We start from the raw sequence: 23,897 nt of genomic DNA on the forward strand, positions 1-23,897 counted from the left end.
CTGCCGGGTATTGGGAACTCGTCGCCTGCAACCACCCTCTAGGCTTCGCCGCGTGACGCTGCTCATCGACGACGAGAACCGGGTCCGCACGATCACCCTCAATCGCCCGGACGCCCTCAACGCCTTCAACGAGGCCCTCTACGACGCCACCGCCGAGGCGCTGCTCGCCGCCGCCGAGGATCCCGAGGTCGCCGTCGTCATGATCACCGGAGCGGGCCGCGCCTTCAGCGCGGGCCAGGATCTGGGCGACATGCAGGAGCGCATCACCAATCCCGACTTCGTCCAGGGCGCACACGGATTCCCCGGCCTGATCACCGCGCTGAGCCAATTCCCCAAGCCGCTGATCTGCGCGGTCAACGGGGTCGGCCTGGGTATCGGCACCACCATCCTGGGCTATGCCGACCTTGCATTCATGTCCTCGACAGCGCGGCTGAAATGCCCCTTCACCAGCCTGGGGGTAGCTCCCGAGGCAGCGTCGTCATACCTGCTGCCGCAGTTGATCGGTCGGCAGAACGCGGCGTGGCTGCTGATGTCCTCGGAGTGGGTGGATGCCGCGGAAGCGCTGCGGATGGGTCTGGTCTGGCGGGTCAGCGAGCCCGACGAGCTCATCGCCGACGCCCGAAAGCACGCGGAAGTGCTTGCCTCCCGGCCTATTTCGAGCTTGATGGCGGTGAAGCAGACGATGACCGAACCGGCCCGGCCCGAGATCGCCGCAGCGACGGCACGGGAGAACGCATTCTTCGAGAAGTTGATGGGTGCTGCCGCCAACGCTGAGGCGCTGGCGGATTTTCACCGCGGAAAGTCCTAGTTCAGCTGGCTCGCGCCGTGCTGGCGGCGAAGTGCTGTTCGATGATGGCCCGCACGGTGCGACGGCAGCGGCCGCAATCGCCTCCCGCGCCGCACGCCGCGGCGACCTGCTTGGACGTGCACGCTCCGCGGGCAACGGCCTCAGTGACCGTGGCGCTGGTCGCCCCCGCGCAGAGGCACACGTACATCAGCGGTTCACTTTCGTCGCAGGGCGGCGTCGCACACCGGTCATATTAGCCGAGACTAACCTTAGTTAGGTACCCCTACAACATGCCGTCCCATTCAGCTGAACGAAACCGGCCGTGTCGTTGCACTAGGGTGATCTCCGCAGCTAAATTGGGGAGACGTCATGCAAGGTGATCCGGAAGTTCTTCGCCTGCTCAATGAGCAGCTGACCAGCGAACTGACCGCCATCAATCAGTACTTCCTGCACTCCAAGATGCAGGACAACTGGGGCTTCACCGAGCTGGCCAAGCACACCCGCGACGAGTCCTTCGACGAGATGCGCCATGCGGAGGCGATCACCGACCGGATCCTGCTGCTCGACGGTCTGCCCAACTATCAGCGGCTCGGCTCGCTGCGCGTCGGGCAGACCCTGCGCGAGCAGTTCGAGAGCGACCTGGCGATCGAGTACGAGGTGGTGGCGCGGCTCAAGCCGGCCATCATCGTGTGCCGCGAGAAGCTGGACTCCACCACGGCCAATCTCTTCGAGGAGATCGTGGCCGACGAGGAGCACCACATCGATTACCTCGAGACGCAGCTCGAGCTGATGGACAAGCTGGGCGTGGAGCTGTACTCCGCACAGTGCGTGTCACGACCCCCGAAGTAACCTACGAACGGTCTTCGGCCCGCCACGCGTAGACCATGCACACTTCGCTCTGCACGGCGCCGTAGCGCTCGCGCTCACTGGCATACCAGTACGTGGTGAACCCCTGCGCTTCGAGCATCTCGATGACGACGTCTTTGGTGGCGAAGTACTCCACCTCCAACACCACCTGACGGACAATGTCCCACTGGGTGGGCGTGATTCCCTGCAGCACTGCGATTTCGGCGCCCTCGACGTCGAGTTTCAGGATGTCGATGCGCGTCAGGCCGTACTCCTCGATAACCGACGACAGCGGGACCAGTGTGGCCGTCACCGCGGCGGTGCGGCCCATCCACGCGACCACCGGACGCACCGCGGCCCGGCGCACGGCGATGGGACCGACCGGGATGAATCCGGCCACATCGGCGACGAAGCGGTCCAGTCGCTGGCGTGCGAACTCCGTATCCCGCGTGCTCCATAGGGAGAAGTTCGGGTGGTGGGCGAACACCACCGTCTCGTTCGTCGCGGACAGGCCGCGGTTGATCGGGTGGATGGTCAGAGATGCACCGGGCCGGGCGCCCATCACGGCGGCGTATTCACCGCGATTGGCGGCCCCGGCGTTGACCGCCAGCACCGAGAAGGTCGCGGGGATGGGTTCGAACGCGAACACCTCCGCCTCGCCGCGGCAGCGCAGCGCCGCGAACAAGGTGAACATCCCGACGTTCGCGCCGGCGTCGACAATGACTGCGCCGGGCTGGAAGTCGATGTACCCGCCCTTCGCGTACACCGAGTCCTCGCCGAAGATCTCCGGGTACAGGAAGTTGGTTTCGATCCTCTGCCACTGGTGGATGCGCATCCCGTTGGGCAGGGTCACCGGTCTGCCGCCGCTCGGCGGCCCCATCACCAGACGTCGGAGCTGCAGACCGGGCACCGCAGTATTGTCCCTCAGCTGATCTCGCCAAGAAACTAGAACACGTTCCAGATCGGGCCGGCCCGGCGTACCATCACGCCATGAGCCGAATCGGAAACTTTCCCGACGACGATGTCGCGGGCTGGATCGTCAAGTCTCCCGACCTGGGAACGGCAATGGCCGCCTTCTCCCATGCGGTGTACAGCGACAAGAACCGGCTGCCGATGCGGGTGCGTGAGCTCGCCCGCGCGGTGATCGCACAGGACAACGAATGCGTCTTGTGCCAGAACACCCGGGACGCCGACGGTCCGGCGGCTGGTGTGGACGAGGAACTCTACGACCACGTGCTCGAGTGGAAGACGTGGGAGGGCTACAGCGAGCAGGAGCGCATCGCCGCGGAGTTCGCCCACCGCTTCGGAACCGATTGGGCCAAGCTCAAATACGACGATGACTTCTGGGATCGGGCCCGCGAGCATTTCTCCGACGAGCTGATGGCCGACCTGACGTTGTCGTGCGCGATGTGGGTCGGCATGGGCCGGATGCTCAGCACGCTGGACATCGGACAGAGCTGCAAGCTGACCCTGCCGAGCCGCGCGTAGCGAGTATCCGTCGCATCCGGCCGGTGCGGTCGGCACAATGGCTGCCATGACCACACCGCCGGCCGGCGCAGCCATCGGGCAATTGGACGCAGACGGCGTCGATGCCGTCGTCGGAACTTTCGTCAATCCCGCCGGCCTGACCCACGCGAAGACCGTGCCGGTCCGCCGGATCAACGCGTTCGCCGATCCCGGGCTGGGTTTCAGCCCGGTCACCCACGGGTTCGCCATCGACCGCGCCGGGATTGCGTTCTCCCCGGGAATCAGCGTCGTCGGCGATCAGCGCGTACGTATCGATCTCGACGAGTTGCGAGTCATCGGTGATGGCCTGGCGTGGGCGCCTGCCTCGTTCTTCGACCAGGACGGCAACCCGGTCCCGGCATGTTCGCGCGGGACTCTCGGACGCATCGAGGCCCGGTTGGCCGAGGCAGGCTTGCGGGCGTTGGTCGGCCATGAGATCGAATTCCTGCTGGTCGATCCCGAGGGCAATCGGCTGCCCGGCAACCTGTGGGCCCAGTACGGGCTGGCCGGCGTGCTGGAGTACGAAGGCTTCGTTCGGGATGTGACGGCCGCGGCCGCGGCGTCCGGTGTCGGTATAGAACAATTCCATCCCGAGTACGGCATCAACCAGTTCGAGATATCCCTGGCCCCGAAGTCGCCGGTGGCCGCAGCCGATCAGCTGATCTTGGCCCGCATCATCATCAGTCGGGTGGCTCGCAAGTACGGACTGCGGGTGAGCCTGTCGCCGGTGCCGTTCGCCGGGAGCGTGGGTTCTGGTGCGCATCAGCACTTTTCGCTGATGCGCGCCGACACCCCACTGTTCGCCGGTGGGACCGGCGCGCAGGGGATGACCCCCGAGGGGGAGAGCGCCATCGGCGGCATCGTTTCCGGGCTGCCGCAGGCACAGCTGATCTTCTGCGGGTCGATCGTGTCCGGTCTGCGGATGAAGCCCGGCAACTGGGCCGGCGCCTACGCATGCTGGGGAACCGAGAACCGGGAAGCGGCAGTGCGTTTCGTCCGCGGCGGACACGGCAACTCGTATGGGGCCAACGTGGAGGTGAAGGTCGTCGACCCGTCGGCCAATCCATATTTCGCCACCGCCGCGATCCTCGGCCTCGCGGCCGACGGAATCGAGAACGGCGCCGCACTCCCGCCGGAGACAACGGTCGACCCGGGCACCGTGTCCGACGACGATCGCGCGGCCGCCGGAACCGTCGCCCTCAGTACTGACCAGGCGCAGCAGATCGCGGCGCTGGACGGCTCGGCGCGGTTGCGGGCGATCCTCGGCGATCCGGCCGTCGACGTCCTGGTCGCGGTCCGCCGCTACGAGCACGAGATGTATTCGCACCTGGACCCTGAGGCGCTGACCGAGAAGTTCCGGATGGCATGGAGCTTATGAGTGTCTCTGTCCGTTTCGATGCTCGACGACCACATCGCCGGTATCCGTCTGGTGGACAACCACGTACACGGTTACTGGCTGACCTCCGGTGATCGCGGGCGCTTCGAGAACGGCCTCAACGAGGCCAATATCGAACCGCTGGCCGACTTCGACTCCGGCTTCGACACCCAACTCGGTTTCGCGGTGCGTGCGCACTGCGCGCCGCTGCTCGGGCTGGCTGAACATGTTGACCCGCAGACCTATTGGGAACGCCGCAGTGAACTGAGCGAAGACCAGCTGGCCCGGGTGTTCCTGCCTGCCGCCGGGGTCAGTGACTGGCTGGTCGACACCGGCCTGCCCGGTGACATCGCGGGGCTGCCCGAGATCGCCGACGCGTCCGGGGGTGAGGTCGGCGAGATCGTCCGTCTCGAGGAGGTCGCCGAGCAAGCGGCCGCATGCCCGGGCGACTACGCCGATGCGTTCCGCCGGATCCTGCACCAGCGCACCGAGACCGCCGTGGCCACCAAGTCGGTGCTGGCCTATCGCGGCGGCTTCGACGGCGATCTGTCGCAGCCCGACGCACGCGATGTCGCCGCCGCGGCAGCTCGTTGGCGGGACGCCGGGGGAGTGCGGCTGACCGACCGCACGCTTCTCAGGTTCGGCGTTCACGAAGCGCTTGCGCTCGGTAAGCCGCTGCAGTTCCACGTCGGCCTCGGCGACCGCGACTGCGATCTGCACCGGACCAACCCGATGCTCTTGCTCGAGCTGTTGCGCCAGTCCGGCACCACGCCGATCGTGCTACTGCACTGTTATCCCTACGAACGCGAAGCCGGTTATCTGGCACAGGCTTTCAACAACGTCTACCTCGATGTCGGCCTGAGCATCAACCATCTCGGAGCCCGCGCCGAAGCCTTTATCGAGCGGACTCTGGAGTTGGCCCCGTTCCGCAAGATCCTGTACTCCTCGGACGCCTTCGGCCCGGTCGAGCTGCCCTATCTGGGCTCGCGGCTCTGGCGGGCGGGGATGGCCGCGGTGCTCGCCGGGTTCGTCGCGCGCGGCCAGTGGAGCGAGGCCGACGCGATCCGGGTTGTCGACCTGATCGGGCGCGACAACGCCGTCCGCGTCTACGGTCTCTAGCGGCCGGACTTCAGGCGGGCGGGAAGTGCATCCAGTGCGCCCAGTCGGCCGGCCCTGTGCAGATCAGCGGCACCCCGTAGACCTTGGGCTCCCATTCGTCACCGGCCACCCGCTGCTGCGCGGTGGTCCCAGGCGTGGTGCACGGCAGCGCGTTGGCCGCCTCGCCGACCAAGGGCCCTGTCGCCACCCAGACGCCGCTGGCCGCGCAGATGAGGGTGTTCTTCTGTGCGTCGAACCCGAATACGAAGCCCGGGCTCGGTGTGCACGGTGTTCCGCCGACGACGTTCTGGGCCACATTCGGCACGCAACTCGGGGAGTGGCACGACGTGGCCGACGCGGGAGCGGCCAAAGGGATCGCAGCGCTCAGAAGACCCGACACGACAACCGACCCAATGACGACCCTGCGCATCTGTGCCTCCTGACGACGGTGCCGGTCCGGCCTGATCAGACTAACGTCGCGAGCCCGGGCTGGTGCTCAGATCAGCCCGTTCGCGTCCGAGATCCTCGAGGTGTCGACTGTCGAGTCGGGATTATTGGGGCCGTTGGACCCTCGCGATCCCGATTGCTGTGGGGTGACTCTGATTCCCATGCGCTCGCCTCTGATGCTCGTCGCCGGGATTGCCACGATCGCGCTGGCCGCGTGTGGTCCGACGGGCGGTCTGCCGGCGAAGACCACCGTGGTCACTGCTGCGCCGTCGACGCTCACGCAGACTCGTACCGTCGCACCGTCCACACCGCCACTGCGGCAGTCGATGCAGGCGTGGTGGGACAAAGTGCAGGACCATGTCAGGGCAATCCAGTCGGCAACGGAAGCGGTGTCGGCGGCAGCGCAGGCCAACGACGTCGTATCGCTGAGCACGGCGTGCGCGAGGTACCACGACGGAGTGGCTGGACTGCAGGGCCACATGCCACCGCCTGATCCCGCTTTCGGGGCCGAATTCCAGGCCGGACTCTCGGACTACGACGTGGCGATGCACTTCTGCATAGCGGCAACCGACGACATCGACTCCAACGAACTGCGGCACTCACTCGAGTTCCTGCGATCAGGCAACGCCGCGATGGGCCGAGCAGGCACGATTCTGGACCAGGATCTCGGCGAATCGGTCCGGCGGGGGTAGGCGGCTCAGATCAGGCCGGTCGCGTCGAACATCCAGGACATATCGGCGCTGGCCAGGTCCTCGAGCCATGTCGGCGGCGCGAAGCTGGTCAGCCCGTTCATGTCCCAGTAGTCCTTCCACAGCGTGATCTTGCCGTCGGACACCTTGTGCACGGTGACGAAGTTCAGCACGCCCTGTTCGCCGGTCGGGAACGTCCATGTCTCAGAGTGCTCGTACATGGTGTCCACGCCGTTGCTCACCAGGACGCCGTCGTGGTTCTCGTAGCCCGCCAGCGGTTCCAGCCCGACCTTCAGCCGCTTCACGATGTCCTCGGGTCCACGCGCGGCGGCGATCGGGCCGACCGGCATGTCGACGTAGATGCAGTCGTCAGACAGGAACGTCTTCAACGTCTCCCAGTCGCGGTTCGACAGCGCCTTCCACATGCCCAACACGGTCCGAGCCACATCCGTGGGTACCGCCGAAGTGTCAATTGACATGCGCCAGCTCCGTTTCCGTCGTCGTCGTTCCGGGTGCCGCGGTCGCCCGGCCGACTCGCAGGAAGCTGCCGGTCCGCTCGGACCCGAGGACGGGCGTCGGCTCGCCGTCGCGGACCACCGCGCGCCCACCGATCAGGACCAGATCGACGGCATCGTTGTTGCGGTTGACCATCCGGGGCAGGCCGGCGTACTGCTCGACGGGCTGCTCGGCGTAGTCGTCGAGGTGGCGGTCGAGACGCTTGGGATTGATCACCACCAGGTCGGCCCGATCACCGACGCGAAGGTGGCCGGCGTCGATCTGGTACCAGTCGGCCAGCTCGCCGGTCATCCGGTGCACGGCCTGCTCGACGGACATGAACGGGCGGCCCTTGCGGTCGGCGTCGCGCACATGGCGCAGCAGCCGCAGGCCGTAGTTGTAGAACGCCATATTGCGCAGGTGTGCACCGGCATCGGAGAAGCCCATCTGGACGCCAGGGTCGCGGGCGAGCTTCTTGAGCACCTCGGGCCGGTGGTTGGAGATCGTGGTGCGCCAGCGCAGCTTGGTGCCGTGCTCGAGGACCAGGTCCAGGAACGCGTCGACCGGGTGCAGTTCACCGCGCTCCATGCCGACCTGACCGAAGGACTTGCCCACCACGGATTCGTCCGGGCACGCGACGATCTCGGCGTCGAAGAAGTCGCGGTGCCACACGCGAACCCCGTATTTGCTGTCGTAGTCCTTGCGGAACTGGCGCCGGTACTCCTCGTCGGCCAGCAGGGCGTTGCGCTCGACTTCGTCACGCAGGTGCAGCGCGGCGGCGCCGGACCCGAACTCCTCGAACACCACGAGATCGATGCCGTCGGCGTACACCTCGAACGGCACCGGCAGGTGCTGCCAGCGGAAGTCGCCGCCGAGGGTGTTGGCCGCCTTGGCCAGCGGACCCATGATCCAGATCGCGAACGGGTTGGCCTTGACGTCGGCCGCCGACAGCAGGCTGGTCTTGAGTTTGTCGCGAAGGGCCGGGATCGACTGTGCCACTTGCGATAGCAGGTTCAGTGGGTTCTGGATGTCGGGCCCGGACTGCAGCACGCGACCGCGTTTGCGCAACAGCGACTTGAGCCGGCGCAGCTCGCGGGGCTTGGCGTACGTGGACGGGAGCGTCCGCGACCGGCAGGTCTCGCCGTCGATCTTGTCGAACAACAACTGCTGCGACGAGAGCCCGACGAAGCCGGCGTCCAGCGCCTCGGCCAGCATGCGTTCCATCTCGGCTTGCTGAGCAGCGCTGGGCCGCACATCTTCTCGGGTCGCGCGGTCCAATCCCATGACCGCGGTTCGCATGTCGGAGTGACCGATGAACGCCGCGATGTTGGGTCCCAGCGGCCGCGACTCGAGCGCTTGGACGTACCCCTCGGCAGTGGTCCAGGTCTTGGCCTCGTCGATTGCCGCGACGACGTGCTCGCGCGGAATCGCCTCGACGCGGCCGAACAGGTCGCCGGCGTCACTGCCGCCGACGTGAATCGTGGACAGCGAGCACGAACCGAGCAGGACGGTGGTGACACCGTGGCGCACCGACTCCGGCAGGCCGGGTCCGCCGAGCACCTCGACGTCGTAATGGGTGTGCACGTCGACCATCCCCGGCAGGACCCACCTGCCGCCCGCTTCGACGACGTCGTCACAGCCGGTGACGTCGAGGGGGCGCAGGCTGACCGCGGCGACGCGGCCGTCGCGAATGCCGATGTCCCGGATCCCGGACGGGGCACCCGTTCCGTCGAACCACCGGCCGTTGCGGATGATTGTGTCGTAGCTCACGAGCGTCAATAGAACCGTTTGCTTGCACGAGTGTCAACGATTTAGTGGACACTTTCTTCGATCTGTTTACTCCATGTGCGCCCAGGCGTCCGGCTGCCGCCCGTCGACGTCGACGAAGCCGTACGCGCGTGCCAGATCGCCTGCCGACACCGACCGCTGATGCCAGCGCGACCTGTCCTCATCCGCGGCGATCGCCGCGATTGCGCGGCCGACATACCGCGGCGTTTCCGACTCGGCGAAACCCGGCGGTGCGGTCGGCCCGCCGTCGGGGCGGTCATCCTCGAGCGCCAACTGCCAGTTCTCCTCGGTGACGCCGAAGTGCTCGAGCATGATCTCCGAGCGCATCCAGCCGGGTGTGACGGCGACGGCCGTCGCACCGTACGGCGTCAACTCGTGGCCCAGCGCGAACGCCATCCGGTTGACCGCAGACTTGACTGCGTCGTAAAACACCGAAATGCGATAGTTCGCCGCGTTGTATTCCGCTGTGCCGTCGGTCATTTCGACCAGTAGGCCGCCTGGTCGCTCGACCATCAACGGCAGCAGGGCGTGCGAGGTGATCAGGTGGGTGTCGATGCCGAGTCGGAGGATTCGCAGCCCGTCGGCGATGTCGAGTTCCCAGATCGGGCGGTTCCACTGCGGCGGTTCGCCCTTGAGGATCTCGGCACCCCAGATGTCGTTGACCAGCACATCGATGTGGCCGAACTCCGACCGGATCCGGTCGGCCAACCCACGCACCTGCTCGAGGTCCAGATGATCGACCTGGATCGCGACCCCGGTCCCGCCGAGGTCGTCGACCAGTGCAGCCGTGCCCTCGATGGTCTCCGGCCGGTCATAGTCCGACCCGCCGCGCCCGGTGACACTGCTGCGGCCGGTGCAGATGACGGTTGCGCCTGCCTCGCCGAGTGCGGCGGCGATTCCGCGCCCGGCGCCCCGGGTGGCACCGGCCACGACCGCGATCCGGCCGGTCAGTGCAGCGTCTGACGACATGGACCCAGGCTAGTCAAGCCTCGTGGCCGGGCTCCAGGTCCTTGACGTCGCTGAACGTGACGAGGTCTCCGAATTCCTCGGGCGCGGCCCCGGCCACCGGTTCGGTGAGGTGCCCTACGTGATCGCCCAGATCGAAGCGCTCGAGAATCCGTCCGGCAAACCATGCTGAGGCGTCGGCGAGGATGGGTAGACCCTCGGGCCCGTCCTGCCACCGGCAGCGGCTGAACTTGTCGACCCGGTCACCGGTCTCACTGCCGAACAGCCGGGCCAGCTCGCGGTGCTCCTTGGCCAGCAGGTGCACGGCAACGTGCGTCGCACCCTCGGCGGCCACCCGATAGGTGTTGTTCTTCTTGGAGAGCCCGACCAAGAATCGGGACGGGTGGATCGAGACCTGGCTGCTGAAGCCGACCAGACAACCCGCGCGCCGATCGCCGACCCGCGTTGTCACGATGAACATCGGATAGTCCAACAGCGCGACCACTTTTTCGAACGCCTCGGATCCAGCCAGTACGTCGCGTTCTGTCATGCCTGCACCTCCGGTGGGGATCGTTGCTTCCGGTCACGCTTACCCAGAAGGCGCATACTCGCCTAGGTGACTCCATTGCAGCGCTACATCGCCGAAGAGATTGCCACGGATCACGTCGACGGACTGCTGAGCCGCCGCGAAGCCCTGCGGCGGCTGGCACTGCTGGGCGTCGGCACCGCAGCTGCCAGCGCGCTGATCGCGGCGTGCTCCAGCGACAAACCGAAGACGGCCTCGTCGTCACCCGCGCCGTCGACCACCTCGCCGACGTCCACCTCACCACCGCCCGGTATGGCCACCGCGCTGCCCACCGAACCCATCACCTGGCCAGGCCCGCGCGGGCAGCTGCAGGGTGCCTGGGCGCAGGCCGCCGCCCCGCGCGCGGGTGTCCTGGTCATCCATGAGAACAAGGGACTCAACGACTGGGTGCGCACCGTCGCCGGCCGACTCGCCGGGATCGGTTACTCCGCGCTGGCCATCGACCTGCTTTCCGAGGAGGGCGGCACCGCCACGTTCACCGACCCCGCTGCCGCGACCGCCGCGTTGGGCACCATCCCACCTGAGCGCTTCGTCGCCGACCTGAGGTCCGGGCTCGACGAAGTGGCACACCGGACACCCGGACAGAAGCTCGCCGTCGTCGGCTTCTGCTTCGGTGGCGGACTGGTGTGGCGGCTGCTGGCCGCCGGCGAGTCCCGCCTGGCCGCCGCGGTGCCGTTCTACGGTCCGCTGCCCGACACCCCGAACTTCACCGGATCGAAGAATGCGGCGGTACTGGGTTTGTACGGTGCCCTCGACCAACGGGTCACGTCCTCGGAGCCCGCCGCCAAGGCGGCGCTCGACCAGGCGGGCCTCGTCAACGACCTGATCGTCGAGCCCGACGCCGACCACGCGTTCTTCAACGACACCGGCCCGCGCTACAACCCGGTCGCGGCCGCCGACGCGTGGACCCGGGTGCAGGACTGGTTCACCCGGTATCTGGCTTAGTCGTCTAGCCGGACGGTGACGGTCACCCGGCCGCGCGCATCCCGGGTGGCCACGGCGTGACCGGGACGCTGCGCGCCGCCGAGCAGGATGGTCAGCGGGGCTCCCTTGCCGGTGAAGTTGCGCCACCACTTCTTGCCATCCGGCATCGCGACGCCGATCAGGATGTCGGAGCCGCGACGGCGGTAGCCGACCGGCAGCACAACGTTGCGGCCACTGCGGCGGCCGGTGTAGCGGATCTCGGTCAACCCCAGGCCGACGATGCGGCCCCACCGCGGCGACGTGATCAACGCGGTGGCACCGCGATTGACCGCTGCGGACGCCGCACGGAACACATCCGAAATCTGCACGTCACCAACGCTAGACCACACGCGGCTGTTCACCGCGTGTTCAAGACACAGAGGGTCGGGGGTCGCCGTCCGCACATCGCCACACGATCGGATACGGCCATGATGAGGGTCGCGCAGGTCGCGAACTTCTACGGCCCACGGTCGGGCGGATTGCGTACGGCCGTCGACCGACTGGGCGCGGAGTACTGTGCCGCAGGCCATGAGGTGTTCCTCATCGTGCCCGGATCGACGGCCACCCACACCACGCTGCCCAGTGGAGTCACCCGAATCTCGGTGCCTGCCAGACAGATTCCGTTCACCGGCGGCTACCGCGCGGTGATGCCGGCACCGGTGACCACACTGCTGGAGCGGCTGGCGCCCGATGCCATCGAAGTCTCCGACCGGTTCACCCTGCGCTCGCTGGGCCGGTGGGGTGCGCGACAAGGCGTCACCACCGTGATGATCTCGCATGAGCGCCTGGACCGGCTGACGGGTCAGATCATGCCCAAGCGGCTGGCTCGCCGGATCGCCGACCTGGCGAACCGGCGCACCGCGGCGAGCTACGACACGGTGCTGTGCACCACCAGTTTCGCCCGCGAAGAGTTCGACCGCATCGGCGCCACGAATGTGATGACGGTGCCGCTGGGTGTGGACCTGGACATGTTTCATCCCCGCCGGTTCTGCACGCGCACCCGCAATCGGTGGGCCGCCCCGGATCAGGTGCTGCTGGTGCACTGCGGTCGGCTGTCGGTGGAGAAGCGCGCGGACCGGAGCATTGATGCGCTTGCCGCGCTTCGTGATTCGGGTATGGATGCCCGGCTGGTGATTGCCGGGGACGGGCCGATGCGGGCGCGGCTGCAGCGTCAGGCGGCGCGGCTGCCGGTGGATTTCACCGGCTTCATCGACTCGCGCAATGCCGTTGCCACCTTGCTGGCCTCCGCCGACGTCGCGCTGGCGCCGGGTCCGCACGAAACCTTCGGCCTGGCCGCGCTCGAAGCACTGGCCTGCGGGACCCCGGCGGTCGTGTCGCGCACCTCGGCATTGTCGGAGATCCTCACCTCGGACAGCGGCGCGTGCGCCGACAACGATCCGCACGCGATCGCCGCGGCCGTCGCCGGCGTGATCGACCGTCCCGAGCAGCACCGGCGGTACTGCGCCCGGCGGCGGGCAGAGACGTTCACCTGGCCGCGGTCGGCGGCGGGCATGCTGACGGCGCTGGGCGGTTTGGCCCACGGCCGGGACGGGAACGCGGTGAATTGACGGTGCCGTATCAGCGGCCCGCTCCACTGAAGGAGCCAGCATGGACTCGAACAATGTCGTGTGGATTGTCATCGCCGCAGTCGTTGCGCTCGTCGTGATCGGTTTACTCGTCTGGGTCGGTCGCAAGCGTCAGGTCAGCCGCCGAGTCGCGCAGGCCGACGAGATCCGCGAAGAAGTCCGTCAGGAACAGCTCAAGCTGCAACATCGTGAAGCGGTCGCCGACGAGACGGCTGCCAAAGCCCGTGCAGCGCAAGCCGAAGCAGAAGCGAAGGCGGCCGAGGCGGCACGCCTGGAGGCGAACGCAGCCAAGCACCGCGAAGATGCGACCGCGCACCGCGAAGAACTCGACGAACGGGCCTCGCACGCCGATTCCCTGGACCCGCGGGTCAAGGAGCAGGAGCGTGCCGGGTCAGTCGCGCGAGGAGATCAGTCCGGGCGCCCCGAGGCTGACCGGTAGCTCGGCCCACCCGCGCAGCACCCGGGTGTCACGGCGGCTGCCGAGCCCCGCGAGTTGCGCCTCGGGGAAGTGCGCGAAGAACCGTCGCAAACCGACCTCGCCCTCGGCTCGCGCCAGCGCAGCCCCGAGGCAGAAGTGCCGTCCACCCGAGAAGGCAAGGTGTTTACCGGCATTCGGCCGGCTGACATCGAATCGGTGTGGATCCTCGAAGACCGCCGGGTCACGGTTGGCAGCGGCGAGATAGATCGCCACCATCTCACCCGCGCGGACCGTGGTGCCGGCAACTTCGGTGTCGCGCAGGGCGATCCGCGCCGACAGCTGCACCGGTGACTCCAGGCGCAGGATCTCTTCGACCGCGCCCGGCCACAGCGACGGATCCTCCTGGAGCCGCGCGAGCTGATCAGGGGAGTTGAGTAACAACCGAATCCCATTGCCCAGCAGGTTGACTGTCGTCTCGAACCCGGCGGCGAGCACCAGCCCCGCGACGCCGGCCAATTCGCTCTCATCGAGATGCTGACCTTCGTCCGAGGCGACGATCAGCTGGCTCATCAGGTCGTCGCCGGGACGATCGCGCAGCTGTCGCAGATGCGCGGACAGCCACAGGTTGAATCCGGCCAGGCCCTTCTGCACACGCTGGTACTGCGACCAGGTCAATCCGACGTCCAGGCTCGGCGCGGCGAGCTCACCGAATTCCAGGATCCGAGGCCGGTCGGCCTGCGGCACCCCGAGGATGTCACCGATGATCGCGACGGGTAGCTGCGAGCAGTACCGCTCGACGATGTCGACGACGCCGGGACCGTCGGACAGGCAGTCGAGCAGTTCCGCGGCGGTGTCCTCGACTCGGTCGCGCAGCGCGGTCACCGCGCGCGAGGTGAACACCGACGAGACCGTCTTGCGGTAGCGGGTGTGCTCGGGTGGCTCGACGGCCAGCAGGGACGGCGGTCGGAGCGGATGCAGCAGGTCGTCGCGGGTGCGCCGCTCCACCCAGCGCAGCGGCTTGGGCAGGTTCCCACCGAGGATGATCACCCGGAAGTCCTCGGAGCGCAGCAGTTCGTGGGCCACCGCGTGGTCGAGGGTCAGATAACCGAGCCGAGTGGGAAGCATCGGACCCTGCGGACGCATCTCTTCGAAGAACGAGACCGGGTCGGTGCGCACCGCCGGGTCGAAGGCCATCCGGGCCTGGGGGTCACCGCGGCGGGCCGCCACGCCGGCCGCCGCTCGGATCATGCCGTGCATCACCAACCAGTGCACCCGCTGCTTCATGTCCATCACGCTACGAGTGCCGCGCGGTCCGCGCCACAACCTCAGGCGGGCGTCCAGCTCACCGGCATGCGCTTGATGCCATGGATGAACGCGGACAGCAGCATCGACGGCTCCTCGGTGACCGCGATATCCGGCATGCGGCGGTGCAGTTCTTCGAATACGACCGCGATCTCGCGGCGGGCGAGGTTGGCGCCTAGGCAGAAGTGCGCACCACCGCCGCCGAACCCGACGTGATGGTTGGGGGTGCGGGTGACGTCGAAGAGGTACGGGTTGGCGAACTTGTCCTCGTCGCGGTTGGCCGAGGCGTACCACATGGTGACCTTGTCGCCCTCGGCCATCTTGACCCCGCTGAGTTCGATGTCGCGGGTGACGGTGCGGCGCATGTAGATCACCGGCGACGCCCAGCGCACGACCTCCTCGACCGCGGTGTCGGTGACGGCGGCGAAGTCGTCCCACCAGATCTTGCGCTGCTCGGGATACCGGGTCAGCGCCAGCACGCCGTGGCTGATCGCGTTGCGGGTGGTCTCGTTGCCCGCCACGGCAAGCAGGATGAAGAACGACGCGATCTCGGCCGAGGTCAGCCGTTCCCCGTCGACCTCGGCGGCTACCAGCGAGGTGGTCAGGTCCTCACGCGGATTGACTCGCCGGTCCTCGGCGAGGGCGGTGGCGTAGGCGCCGATGTCGAAAGCGACCTTGAGGAACTCGTCGAAGTCGGTGGTCAGGTCCGGGTCGCCGAAGCCGAGAATGATGTTGGTCCAGTGGAATATCCGGTCGTGGTCGTCCTCTGGGATGCCCATCATGTCGCAGATGACCTGCAGCGGCAGCGGGCCGGAGAGCTCGGTGACCAGTTCGGCGTTGCCGTCCGGATGGTTGGCGATCATCGCCGACACCAGTTGCTGCGCACGGTCGCGCACCGAGGCCTCGGTGCGGGCCACCACCTTCGGGGTGAAGGCACTGCGCACGATGTTGCGCAGCCGGGCGTGCCGCGGGTCGTCCAAGGCGATCATCGAGCCGAAATACTCGGCGACCTCCGGGATCTGGTCACCGATCGTGATGTTCGGATAGGAGCTGAAGATGTCCGGGTGGCGGCTGGCGTAGAACACATCGTCGAGCTTGGTCAACGCCCAGTGGCCGGGGCCGGCCTCGATACCCTCGAACTCGACCTCGTGGAAGAACGCGATCGGGGCCTCGCGGCGCAAGGTGGCGAACGCGCCGTCGCGCAGCGCGTCGTCCATGCCCCAGAACTCGAAGGTGCCCAGATTGATGTCCTCGAGCGCCATTTCGGGCGGCGGCTGACCATTGACTCGTGTGGCGATGCCCATGGGAGACGACACTAGAGTCCACGGCCCACGCTCGTGTTCATTTCCCGATTCAGGCAAGCTTGCTCCCACGATGACGCGCACCTCGACGACATTGCGTTTCGGCCTGCTGCTCACGCTGGCGAACGGCTTCCTGGACGCCTATACCTACCTCGCCCGCGGCGGGGTGTTCGCGAACGTTCAGACGGCCAACGTGATCCTCTTCGCGCTGGATACGAGTCAGGGAAAGGTCAGCGCGGCGCTTGCCCATGTGTGGCCACTTCTGGCGTTCTTCGCCGGCGTGGGTCTGGCCTCGCATCTGAAGTCCGGCCGGGTCGAGAAGTATCTGAAGCATCCGCTGCGGTGGACGATGCTGCTGCAGGCCACAGTGCTGTTCATCATCGGGTTCGTGCCCACCACGGTGGCGCACAGCTATGTGACGGTGCCGATCTCGTTCGTCGCCGCCATGCAGATCGGTTTGTTCCGCAACATCGGCGATTTCGTGTATCTGCCGGTGGCGACCACCGGCAACCTGATGCGTCTGGTGGAGAGTGGATACACCGGTTTCGTGGACCGCGACGCGACGGCCCGGCAGGCGTTCAGCACGTACGCCGCGCTGACGGTGTTCTTCACCGGCGGCGCGGTGGTCGGCGCATTCGCCACCCGCGCCTGGAGCGTGCACGCGATCTGGATTCCGGCCGCCGTCTTGTCCGTCACGCTGATCCTGTTCGTCATCGACGAGCGCAAGGGAGTGGAGCCATGAATCTGCCGCCGCTGCAATGCCGCTCATGCGGCCGAGAATTCGACGTCGCAGAATTGGTATGGCGATGCCCGTGTGGCGGGGTGCTCGACGTCATCGAGACGTGGCGACCCGACGGTGAGTCGGTGCTGCCGGTACCGGTCGGCGCATCGATCACCCTCGGTGAAGGCAACACCCCGATGATCCCGTCGACGACGTTGCCGGCCGTCCGCTTCAAGCTCGAATTCCTCAGTCCCACTCTGTCGTTCAAAGATCGAGGCGCGGTGGTCCTGGCGGCGCTCGCGGAGCGGCTCGGGGTCGGGCAGGCTGTGGTCGACAGCAGCGGCAATGCCGGAACGGCGGCCGCCGCGTATTTCGCAAGGGCCGGCATCGACTGCCAGGTGCTGGTTCCGGCATCGACCTCGCCGGAGAAGCTCGCCCAGATCCGTGCGCACGGCGCCGAGCTGACTCTGGTGCCGGGGGACCGCGCCGCCACCGCCGCGGCGGCCGCACGGATCGCCGAACGCCCCGGCATCTTCTATGCCAGTCACGTCTACCACCCGTATTTCATGCACGGCGTGAAGACCTACGGATATGAGATCTGGCAGCAGAACGGACGCAGGCTGCCGTCGGCGGTGCTGGTACCGGTCGGCAACGGGACGCTGCTGCTGGGCTGCTACCTGGCCTTCACCGAGTTGGTCGCCGCCGGGCTGGCCGACCGGATGCCTGCGCTGATCGCGGTCCAGGCGGCCGGGTGCGCACCGCTGGCGGCGGCGTGGGACGGCCGAGACCCGGCGCTGGGGTCCACGGTGGCCGAGGGCATTGCGATCACCGCGCCGCCGCGCGCCGAGCAGATCCTGGCCGCCGTGCGCGACTCTCACGGCACCATCGTCACCGTCGACGACGACGCGATCGTGGCGGGGCGCCGTGCGCTGGGCCGCGAGGGCGTGTTCGTCGAGCCGACGGCGGCGGTCTGTTACACCGCGGCCGCCGGCGCCGCCGCCCGATCAGGGCCGGACTGGCAGCGGATCAACGATCTGTTGGCCGGAGGCGACGTGGTGATTCCGTTGTGCGGCGCGGGTCTGAAGCATCCGGGCGATTGAACTACGCCCCAGCGGGGAAGCAACAAGCATGGCAACCTACCGCGTGATCAACCCGCATGGCGACGTCGTCGACACCAAGGACATCGAGAGCGCCGAGGACGCGCACGCCTGGTTCGTCGACTCGCGGGCCGACAACTCCGAGCTGGGCTGGCGTATGGAGGTCGAACACGACGGCGAGTGGAGCTTCTTCGACGACACCGAAGGCAGCTCGGACTGACAGCCACCCCTCAGGCCGGGGCCCATCCCATGTTGCGGGCGAACGTGACCGCATCCTCGGAAATGGTTCCCAACTTCCTGGACGTCTCGATGTAGCCCTTCACCATCGGCATGAAGTTCATCGGGTTGTAGGCGTCTTCCTCGTAGCTCCACAGCCCGTCGCCGGCGTACTTCAGCACCGAGATGTTGGGTTCCTCATGGATGCTGCCGTCGCCGGGATCGCGCATCCGGTTCTGGAACTCGCAGATGACCCAGCCCTTGTCCACATCGATGGAATGCCAGGTCGACGGGAACCAGGGCATCTCGGTGCCGGGAAAAGTGTTCATGGTCTTGACGATCCACGCGCGGATCGCTTCCCGGCCGTGGAATGTGCCGTAGGAATGCTCCACATATGTGGCGTCCTCGGTGAACTGGTCGGCAAACCGCGACCAGTCCCAGCTGTCGGCAATGCCGACGACAACCTGCTTGTGTTCTTCGAACGCCGACTCAATTTCTTCGCGTGACCACCGACCCATGCACCGGTTGTATCAAACCGAGGGCCGACCGTGGCGACGTTTCAGTCGTTCTCGACGACCTTCTTGATGCGTTCCAGCGTGGTGCGCATGTCTCGCTGGTTGCGCCGGACGCGTAGCTGTCCGCCCAACAGCTCGAACAGCCGCATCCCGGGGAAATTTGCCATCCGGAACGATTCCGTCACGTCGGTGCCGTCACCCGCTGGGTCGAGCCGGTAGTGCCAATTGTTGACCGCCTTCTCGCCGGCAAGGACGGCGAAGCCGAATTCGCGTCCCGGTTCGCAGGCGGTGACTCGGCACGTGGTCCAGTACACCGGGCCGATCTCGTTGCGCCGCACATGTCCGCGGAACCTCGCCCCCAGCGCCGGACCGGTGGCGCCGTCGAGCCATTCGGACTCGAACACCTCCGGTGAGAACTCGCCGGTTCTGGTGATGTCGGCGATCACATTCCAGATCTTGTCGGCCGGTGCGGCCATGTGCACTGTCACGGAGCCCTTCATGGACCTGATCCTATGCAGCCGGCGACCCCGGCCGATCTGCTACGCGGCGTAGCGTTGGCAGATATGGGGTTTGGTGCACGAATTCGGCTGCCGATGGTGATGGTGGACCGCCACGTGCCGTACCCGGCCGATGTGGTCTGGACCCTGCTGACGGACCTGGATGCCTGGCCGCGGTGGGGCCCGTCGATCAGCGGCGCCGTACTCGATTCCGGCGGCAGATATCTCGTGGCCGGCTCGACCGGAACGGTCACGGCCATCGGTGCCGTCAGTGTTCCGTTCGCAGTCACCGAATTCGAGCCGGGCCGACGCTGGGCGTGGTCGGTCGCGGGCGTGCCGGCCACCGCTCACGGCGTCGAGGCGGCTCCGGGCGGGTGCCGGGTCTGGTTCGAGGTGCCGTGGTGGGCCGCGCCCTATACCGCGGTATGTGCGATTGCGTTGCGCCGCATCGATTCTCTGGCCGCTACGCGGAGGTGACGTGCGGGATCTCCGGCTGGAGGAACACGTCGTTGAGGGTGACCGTGCGCAGATTGCGCGACCGGATGACGTCGACCAGCGCGGGGAAGACGTGTGTGACCGGCGGATGGTTGAGGTGGCCGATCACGATGTTCTGCTGGATGAAGTACTGGTCGGCCATCTTGACGATGAAGTCCTCGGTCACCACCGTGGAGTCGGCCAGCGACCCCGCCCATAGCGTGGGCACCCGATAGCCCAGATCGGCCGCCACCGCGTCGACGTCGTCGTTGTGATTGCCGTACGGCGGGCGGAAATACGGGGTGGCATCGGTGCCGAACGTGTTGCGCAGGAACTGGTCGTTGCGCCGCAACTGATCGGCGACCTGCTCCTTGGTGAGGGTGGTGAGGTCGGGATGGGACCAGGTGTGGTTGCCGAGCTGGATCTGGCCGGAGTCCACCAGCGGCCGCAGCAGCGCCGCATTGTCGCGCCAGGAGTCGTAGACCCCGTTGACGAAGAACGTCAGCCGGATGCCGGTGTCCTTGGCCAACTGGGTGTAGAGCCGGACCACTTCGGAGTTCACCCCGTCGTCGACCGTGAGCGCCAGGAGGTCACCGTTGCCGGGGATCCTGGTCAGTTCGCCGCCGCCCGGCAACGCGATCCGCGCGGTGGTCGGCGGTGGCGGCAGCAGCGGGGCCGCGCCGATCGGTGGCGGGGGAGCCTTGGCCGTCAACGGCGGAGGGGTCTGCGACATCGCGATCGCGCTGGATGCGCCGACCAGTCCGGCGGAGGCGAACAAGCCGATCACGAATTGGCGGCGGGTTACCTCGGGCACGTCACGATCCCACAACCGTAAGTCACATCTGTAACACCCGTCACACCGATAGGCTAAGCTGCGCGACCGCCGAAAGCCGGTACATCCGCCGCTGTGTCGCGGTCCGGACCGGGCTACCGTGGCGAGGGTGAGCGATGTGAAGATCCGCTTCGGAATCAGTTTCGGCAGCGCGGTGGAGGATCTGCCCCGCGTCATCGACCGGCTCGAGGCGGCCGGCATCGACTCGCTGTGGTTCTCGGAACTCGTGTACACCCCGGCCGTCGACCCGTTCGCCGGAATGGCGTACACGCTGGGCCGCACCACCCGGCTCAAAGTCGGCACCTCGGTGGCGGTGCTGCCCGGGCGCAACCCGGTGCTGGTCGGCAAACAGCTGGCGTCGCTGGCCGCGCTCGCTCCCAAACGGGTGCTGCCGGCGTTCGGTCTGCGCCCGGCGTCGAAAGCCGAGTGGGATCTGTTCCCGGTGCCCGACGGGCAGCGCGCGGCCGTCTTCGACGAAACGCTGGAAGTGTTGCGCGCCTTGCTGACCGGCGACGAGGTCACCTTCGACGGGACGTACTTTCAATTGGCCGGCGTTTCGCTGGGCATCCGTCCGCCGGTCCCGGTCGAGGTCTGGCTCGGCGGTTCGGCACCGGCGGCATTCCGCCGGATCGGGCGGCTGGCCGACGGCTGGCTGGGCAGCTTCCTCACTCCCGACGAGGCACGGGTAGCCCGGCAGAGCATCGAACGTGCCGCGGCCGAGGCGGGCCGTGCGGTCGAACCGGATCACTACGGGCTGAGTCTGGCCGTTGCCGACGGGCATCTGCCCGACGAGATCGCCGCCGCCGTGAGATCTCGACGGTCCGACGTGGATCCGGCCGAATTGATCGCCGGGGACTGGCCGCAACTGCACCGGCAGCTCGACGGGCTGATCGCCGCGGGGCTGAGCAAGTTCGTCATCCGACCGGTCGGCGACACCCCCGCCGACGAGTTCATCGAACGTTTCATCCACGAGCTGTTGCCCCGGCAGAACTGATCCGGCAAAGTCTCGTTGATGTCGAACCACTTCACCGGCTTGAGTCTTGGCCCGCCAATGGGCGATCAGCGACTGGATCTGTGCGACCTGTACGCATTTCAGTCGCCGGCCGACCCCGGCCGCACGGTGCTCATCCTGAACGCCAACCCGAACGCCGACGCGCTGCATCCCGATGCCATCTACCGGCTGGCCGTCGACAACAACGGTGATCTGCGCAACGACATCGCGTTCAGCTTCGTGTTCTCGGAACCGACCGAGGGGCGGCAGACCGTCGACGTCTTCAAGGCGGTCGGCGATGAGGCGCAATCGCCATATGCGGTGGGGGAGAGAATCTTCGAAGCCGTCGACGTGTCGTTCGGTGAAAACGCGAACGTCGTCCGCTCGGACGGGTACACGTTCGCCGCCGGTGCGCGCAGCGACGCGTTCTTCTTCGACTTCGACGGCATCAAGAACCTTTTCGACACCACCGGCGGGCGCAACTTCACCGCGCCGCACCTCGGCGGTGAGTCACCGTGGACCGGGGTGGACTCCAACACGACCGCCAACGTGTTCTCGATCGCGATCGAACTGCCCACCGCCGAACTGGGTCCCGATCCGGACCTTCGGATCTGGGGGCGCTGCAGCCTGGACCGCGACGGCGAACTGCTGCACGTCGACCGGGCCGGACACCCCTCGGTGAGCAGCTTCTTCAATACCGACGACACCAAAGAGGAGTACAACGCCAGCGAGCCGATTCATGACCGGGAGCGCTGGATCGGGCAATTCATCCACTTGATGGGGCACACCGGCGGCTACACCGACGACGAGGCCATCGAGGCGATCGACACCGAGGGCACGCTGCCGGACATGTTGACCTTCGACCCCGCGAAGCCCGCGAAGTACCCCAACGGTCGCACATTCACCGATGACGTCATCGACTACCGGCTGGCGTTCCTGACCAAGGGTGATTGCCCGCCAAGCGGTCTCGCCCCACATACCGACACCCTCGACGTGTTTCCGTACCTGGGCAACCCGCACCCGGCGAGTTAGGACCCGCAGTACGAGCGGGTCGCCGAGTCCAGCGCGGTGCGGTAGAGATCGTCGAACTGGCGCTGCCCGGCCACGTCATGCTTGGCCGCGTCCAGTTCGGCTCGGCATGCCGGCGAGCTCAAGACCGGCCACTGCGCGGCGATCTGCTCGACCATCTGCCGGTTCAGGCCGTCGATGACCGAACGCGACGACGCCAGATCGGGGGCCGACGACGGCGCGCCGGCGGGGTCGAACTTCCAGCCGGCGAACCGCGCGTACTCGACCGCTTCGGTCGCGTTGATCTGGTTGGTGAACACCGTGGTTACGTAATCTGTTGCCACGCCCCGTGATTCAGCATCCTTGGATACCGCGTCCAGCACCACTTTGACCCGCGCGGGGTCGGTGATCGGCCCGCCGGTCAGCCACTTGTTGGCGGCCACCGCGTCCGCGGTCTGCAAGCGCTGCGCCGCGGCATCGACCAGGTCGTACAGCGGCTCGGGCGAATCGGCCCAGGCGGGTGCGGCCGTCGCGACCGCCATCGTCGTCATCATCGCTGCGGCGCAGCGCGCCAGGGCAGAGGTCATGGGCCCATCCTTTACGACTATTGCCGCCAGTACCGGCATTGACGTTAACTGTGTCGGTGGCGGACTGGAGCGGCCGGGACTACAGCCGGGTCAGCGGCCTGCAGCGCTCGGTGGCCGCCGAGAGCCTGGCCGAACTCGTCGTCGACGGCAGCGAGTGGATACTCGACATCGGTTGCGGCGACGGATTCCTCACCGCCGAGATCGCCGCCCGACTGCCCCGCGGTTACATCGTCGGTGTCGACGCCTCACCGCGGATGGTGGCCACCGCAGGGCATCGCGGACCGGCCACACCGGCCGGCCCGGTGTACGTGTGCGCGGACGCGCGGCGGCTGCCGTTCGGCGGCAGCTTCGACATGGTCGTCTCGTTCAACGCCCTGCACTGGGTGCCGCAGCTCGGCGAAGCGCTCGCGGCCGTCGCCGCAGTGCTGCGACCGCAGGGCCGGGCGCTCATCCAAATGGTTTGTGCGGGAACGCGACCCAGCATCGAGTCGACCGCCATGCAGGTGGCCGCCGACCCGCGCTGGGGCTCCAGCTTCGCTGGATTCAGCACCCCGTTCATCCATCCTGATCCGGAGACGTTACGCGAGCTGGCCGACGGCTGCGGGTTTCAGGTGACCTCGATGGCGGTGATCGACCGCGAATGGGACTTCGGCGGCGTCGAGCAGTTCACTGCCTGGTGCACGGTGGGCTCGACAGCGTGGACCGAGCGTCTACCCGAATCCGACCGTGCCGCGTTCGTCGACGACATGGTCGCCGCATACCAGCCGGTGGCAGGCCGTGCCGGCCTGTTGCGGTTCATGCAGGTGCGGGCCGAGTTGCACCTCTGA

30 protein-coding genes are annotated in these 23,897 nt (G+C 67.2%); 16 read left to right on the forward strand and 14 right to left on the reverse strand.

The annotated features are described in order from the left end of the window. Positions 1–52 precede the first annotated feature (52 nt). A complete protein-coding gene (locus BST42_RS13090) occupies positions 53–808 on the forward strand; it encodes an enoyl-CoA hydratase/isomerase family protein (protein ID WP_083119150.1) in 756 nt (251 codons plus the stop codon). A 1-nt stretch (position 809) separates the two neighbouring features. Here the strand turns inward: BST42_RS13090 and BST42_RS13095 are convergent, their stop codons facing one another. Continuing rightward, positions 810–995, reverse strand: a complete 186-nt coding sequence (locus BST42_RS13095; RefSeq protein ID WP_083119152.1) for a (2Fe-2S)-binding protein — start codon at positions 993–995, stop codon at positions 810–812. Between the two features lie 161 nt (positions 996–1,156). Between BST42_RS13095 and bfr the strand changes: the two genes are divergently transcribed. Next, positions 1,157–1,636: a bacterioferritin gene (bfr, locus tag BST42_RS13100; RefSeq protein ID WP_083119154.1), complete on the forward strand. Its 480-nt coding sequence runs from the start codon at positions 1,157–1,159 to the stop codon at positions 1,634–1,636. 1 nt (position 1,637) lies between these two features. Here bfr and BST42_RS13105 read toward each other — a convergent pair whose 3' ends face one another. Beyond that, positions 1,638–2,543 (reverse strand): FkbM family methyltransferase, encoded by a 906-nt coding sequence (locus BST42_RS13105; RefSeq protein ID WP_133057454.1) that lies wholly within the window; start codon positions 2,541–2,543, stop codon positions 1,638–1,640. A gap of 80 nt (positions 2,544–2,623) precedes the next feature. Between BST42_RS13105 and BST42_RS13110 the strand changes: the two genes are divergently transcribed. From BST42_RS13110 to BST42_RS13120, 3 genes are read left to right on the forward strand one after another with little or no spacing between them, the layout of a single operon-like run. Continuing rightward, positions 2,624–3,121: a carboxymuconolactone decarboxylase family protein gene (locus tag BST42_RS13110; RefSeq protein ID WP_083119157.1), complete on the forward strand. Its 498-nt coding sequence runs from the start codon at positions 2,624–2,626 to the stop codon at positions 3,119–3,121. 37 nt (positions 3,122–3,158) lie between these two features. Beyond that, on the forward strand, positions 3,159–4,517 hold the full coding sequence (locus BST42_RS13115) for a type I glutamate--ammonia ligase (protein WP_435406033.1): 1,359 nt from the start codon (positions 3,159–3,161) through the stop codon (positions 4,515–4,517). An 18-nt stretch (positions 4,518–4,535) separates the two neighbouring features. Then, a complete protein-coding gene (locus BST42_RS13120; RefSeq protein WP_083119655.1) occupies positions 4,536–5,633 on the forward strand; it encodes an amidohydrolase family protein in 1,098 nt (365 codons plus the stop codon). Positions 5,634–5,643: 10 nt separating this feature from the next. On the opposite strand, the gene BST42_RS13125 is transcribed toward BST42_RS13120, so the two are convergent. Continuing rightward, positions 5,644–5,928: a hypothetical protein gene (locus BST42_RS13125; RefSeq protein WP_237159401.1), complete on the reverse strand. Its 285-nt coding sequence runs from the start codon at positions 5,926–5,928 to the stop codon at positions 5,644–5,646. 292 nt (positions 5,929–6,220) lie between these two features. On the opposite strand from BST42_RS13125, the gene BST42_RS13130 reads away from it, so the two are divergent. Continuing rightward, on the forward strand, positions 6,221–6,751 hold the full coding sequence (locus BST42_RS13130) for a hypothetical protein (protein WP_083119163.1): 531 nt from the start codon (positions 6,221–6,223) through the stop codon (positions 6,749–6,751). A gap of 5 nt (positions 6,752–6,756) precedes the next feature. On the opposite strand, the gene BST42_RS13135 is transcribed toward BST42_RS13130, so the two are convergent. The 4 genes from BST42_RS13135 to BST42_RS13150 form a co-directional block, all read right to left on the reverse strand. Next, on the reverse strand, positions 6,757–7,227 hold the full coding sequence (locus BST42_RS13135; protein WP_083119164.1) for a limonene-1,2-epoxide hydrolase family protein: 471 nt from the start codon (positions 7,225–7,227) through the stop codon (positions 6,757–6,759). Continuing rightward, positions 7,217–9,013 carry an N-acyl-D-amino-acid deacylase family protein gene (locus BST42_RS13140; protein ID WP_207569491.1) on the reverse strand — a complete coding sequence of 599 codons (1,797 nt, stop codon included), beginning with the start codon at positions 9,011–9,013 and terminating at the stop codon, positions 7,217–7,219. Before BST42_RS13140 ends, BST42_RS13135 begins: the two co-directional genes overlap by 11 nt. A 66-nt stretch (positions 9,014–9,079) precedes the next feature. Continuing rightward, positions 9,080–10,000, reverse strand: a complete 921-nt coding sequence (locus BST42_RS13145; RefSeq protein ID WP_083119167.1) for an SDR family oxidoreductase — start codon at positions 9,998–10,000, stop codon at positions 9,080–9,082. Between the two features lie 13 nt (positions 10,001–10,013). Further along, positions 10,014–10,526, reverse strand: a complete 513-nt coding sequence (locus BST42_RS13150) for a flavin reductase family protein (protein ID WP_083119169.1) — start codon at positions 10,524–10,526, stop codon at positions 10,014–10,016. Between the two features lie 66 nt (positions 10,527–10,592). Here BST42_RS13150 and BST42_RS13155 point away from each other — a divergent pair, with 66 nt between their 5' ends. Continuing rightward, positions 10,593–11,507 (forward strand): dienelactone hydrolase family protein, encoded by a 915-nt coding sequence (locus tag BST42_RS13155; protein ID WP_083119171.1) that lies wholly within the window; start codon positions 10,593–10,595, stop codon positions 11,505–11,507. On the opposite strand, the gene BST42_RS13160 is transcribed toward BST42_RS13155, so the two are convergent. Next, positions 11,504–11,854: a hypothetical protein gene (locus tag BST42_RS13160; RefSeq protein WP_207569492.1), complete on the reverse strand. Its 351-nt coding sequence runs from the start codon at positions 11,852–11,854 to the stop codon at positions 11,504–11,506. The genes BST42_RS13155 and BST42_RS13160 overlap by 4 nt on opposite strands. A gap of 102 nt (positions 11,855–11,956) precedes the next feature. Here BST42_RS13160 and BST42_RS13165 point away from each other — a divergent pair, with 102 nt between their 5' ends. Continuing rightward, positions 11,957–13,093 (forward strand): glycosyltransferase, encoded by a 1,137-nt coding sequence (locus tag BST42_RS13165; protein ID WP_083119660.1) that lies wholly within the window; start codon positions 11,957–11,959, stop codon positions 13,091–13,093. 40 nt (positions 13,094–13,133) lie between these two features. Further along, on the forward strand, positions 13,134–13,550 hold the full coding sequence (locus BST42_RS13170) for a hypothetical protein (RefSeq protein ID WP_083119173.1): 417 nt from the start codon (positions 13,134–13,136) through the stop codon (positions 13,548–13,550). Here the strand turns inward: BST42_RS13170 and BST42_RS13175 are convergent. Together BST42_RS13175 and BST42_RS13180 are read right to left on the reverse strand one after the other, a co-directional pair. Further along, positions 13,503–14,813 carry a cytochrome P450 gene (locus BST42_RS13175; protein ID WP_083119663.1) on the reverse strand — a complete coding sequence of 437 codons (1,311 nt, stop codon included), beginning with the start codon at positions 14,811–14,813 and terminating at the stop codon, positions 13,503–13,505. The two genes, BST42_RS13170 and BST42_RS13175, sit on opposite strands and share 48 nt — an antisense overlap. Positions 14,814–14,854: 41 nt before the next feature. Further along, positions 14,855–16,135 (reverse strand): cytochrome P450, encoded by a 1,281-nt coding sequence (locus BST42_RS13180; protein ID WP_083119175.1) that lies wholly within the window; start codon positions 16,133–16,135, stop codon positions 14,855–14,857. 70 nt (positions 16,136–16,205) lie between these two features. On the opposite strand from BST42_RS13180, the gene BST42_RS13185 reads away from it, so the two are divergent. The 3 genes from BST42_RS13185 to BST42_RS13195 are packed head-to-tail and all read left to right on the forward strand — an operon-like array spanning position 16,206 to position 18,170. Then, entirely contained in the window at positions 16,206–16,874 is a 669-nt protein-coding gene (locus tag BST42_RS13185) for a YoaK family protein (RefSeq protein WP_083119176.1), read from the forward strand. Continuing rightward, the gene (locus BST42_RS13190) at positions 16,871–17,953 is read left to right on the forward strand and encodes a pyridoxal-phosphate dependent enzyme (protein WP_237159402.1); all 1,083 of its coding nucleotides are present in this window, start codon (positions 16,871–16,873) and stop codon (positions 17,951–17,953) included. The genes BST42_RS13185 and BST42_RS13190 overlap by 4 nt, the downstream gene beginning before the upstream one ends. Before the next feature lie 28 nt (positions 17,954–17,981). Next, complete coding sequence (locus BST42_RS13195) at positions 17,982–18,170, forward strand: hypothetical protein (RefSeq protein WP_083119178.1); 189 nt, start codon at positions 17,982–17,984, stop codon at positions 18,168–18,170. Between the two features lie 10 nt (positions 18,171–18,180). Here the strand turns inward: BST42_RS13195 and BST42_RS13200 are convergent, their stop codons facing one another. Together BST42_RS13200 and BST42_RS13205 are read right to left on the reverse strand one after the other, a co-directional pair. Continuing rightward, a complete protein-coding gene (locus tag BST42_RS13200; RefSeq protein ID WP_083119180.1) occupies positions 18,181–18,684 on the reverse strand; it encodes a nuclear transport factor 2 family protein in 504 nt (167 codons plus the stop codon). 41 nt (positions 18,685–18,725) lie between these two features. Further along, the gene (locus BST42_RS13205) at positions 18,726–19,181 is read right to left on the reverse strand and encodes an SRPBCC family protein (protein ID WP_083119181.1); all 456 of its coding nucleotides are present in this window, start codon (positions 19,179–19,181) and stop codon (positions 18,726–18,728) included. A 63-nt stretch (positions 19,182–19,244) separates the two neighbouring features. On the opposite strand from BST42_RS13205, the gene BST42_RS13210 reads away from it, so the two are divergent. After that, the gene (locus BST42_RS13210) at positions 19,245–19,655 is read left to right on the forward strand and encodes an SRPBCC family protein (RefSeq protein WP_237159403.1); all 411 of its coding nucleotides are present in this window, start codon (positions 19,245–19,247) and stop codon (positions 19,653–19,655) included. On the opposite strand, the gene BST42_RS13215 is transcribed toward BST42_RS13210, so the two are convergent. After that, the gene (locus BST42_RS13215; RefSeq protein ID WP_083119185.1) at positions 19,642–20,466 is read right to left on the reverse strand and encodes a polysaccharide deacetylase family protein; all 825 of its coding nucleotides are present in this window, start codon (positions 20,464–20,466) and stop codon (positions 19,642–19,644) included. The two genes, BST42_RS13210 and BST42_RS13215, sit on opposite strands and share 14 nt — an antisense overlap. Before the next feature lie 136 nt (positions 20,467–20,602). Between BST42_RS13215 and BST42_RS13220 the strand changes: the two genes are divergently transcribed. After that, complete coding sequence (locus BST42_RS13220) at positions 20,603–21,478, forward strand: TIGR03854 family LLM class F420-dependent oxidoreductase (RefSeq protein ID WP_083119186.1); 876 nt, start codon at positions 20,603–20,605, stop codon at positions 21,476–21,478. A gap of 18 nt (positions 21,479–21,496) precedes the next feature. Continuing rightward, complete coding sequence (locus BST42_RS13225; RefSeq protein WP_083119188.1) at positions 21,497–22,507, forward strand: DUF4331 family protein; 1,011 nt, start codon at positions 21,497–21,499, stop codon at positions 22,505–22,507. Here the strand turns inward: BST42_RS13225 and BST42_RS13230 are convergent. Then, a complete protein-coding gene (locus tag BST42_RS13230; protein ID WP_083119190.1) occupies positions 22,504–23,070 on the reverse strand; it encodes a chorismate mutase in 567 nt (188 codons plus the stop codon). The genes BST42_RS13225 and BST42_RS13230 overlap by 4 nt on opposite strands. Positions 23,071–23,126: 56 nt before the next feature. Between BST42_RS13230 and BST42_RS13235 the strand changes: the two genes are divergently transcribed. Then, positions 23,127–23,897 (forward strand): class I SAM-dependent methyltransferase, encoded by a 771-nt coding sequence (locus tag BST42_RS13235; protein ID WP_083119669.1) that lies wholly within the window; start codon positions 23,127–23,129, stop codon positions 23,895–23,897.

The organism is Mycolicibacterium rhodesiae (assembly GCF_002086695.1).
Classification (GTDB): Bacteria; Actinomycetota; Actinomycetes; order Mycobacteriales; family Mycobacteriaceae; genus Mycobacterium; species Mycobacterium rhodesiae.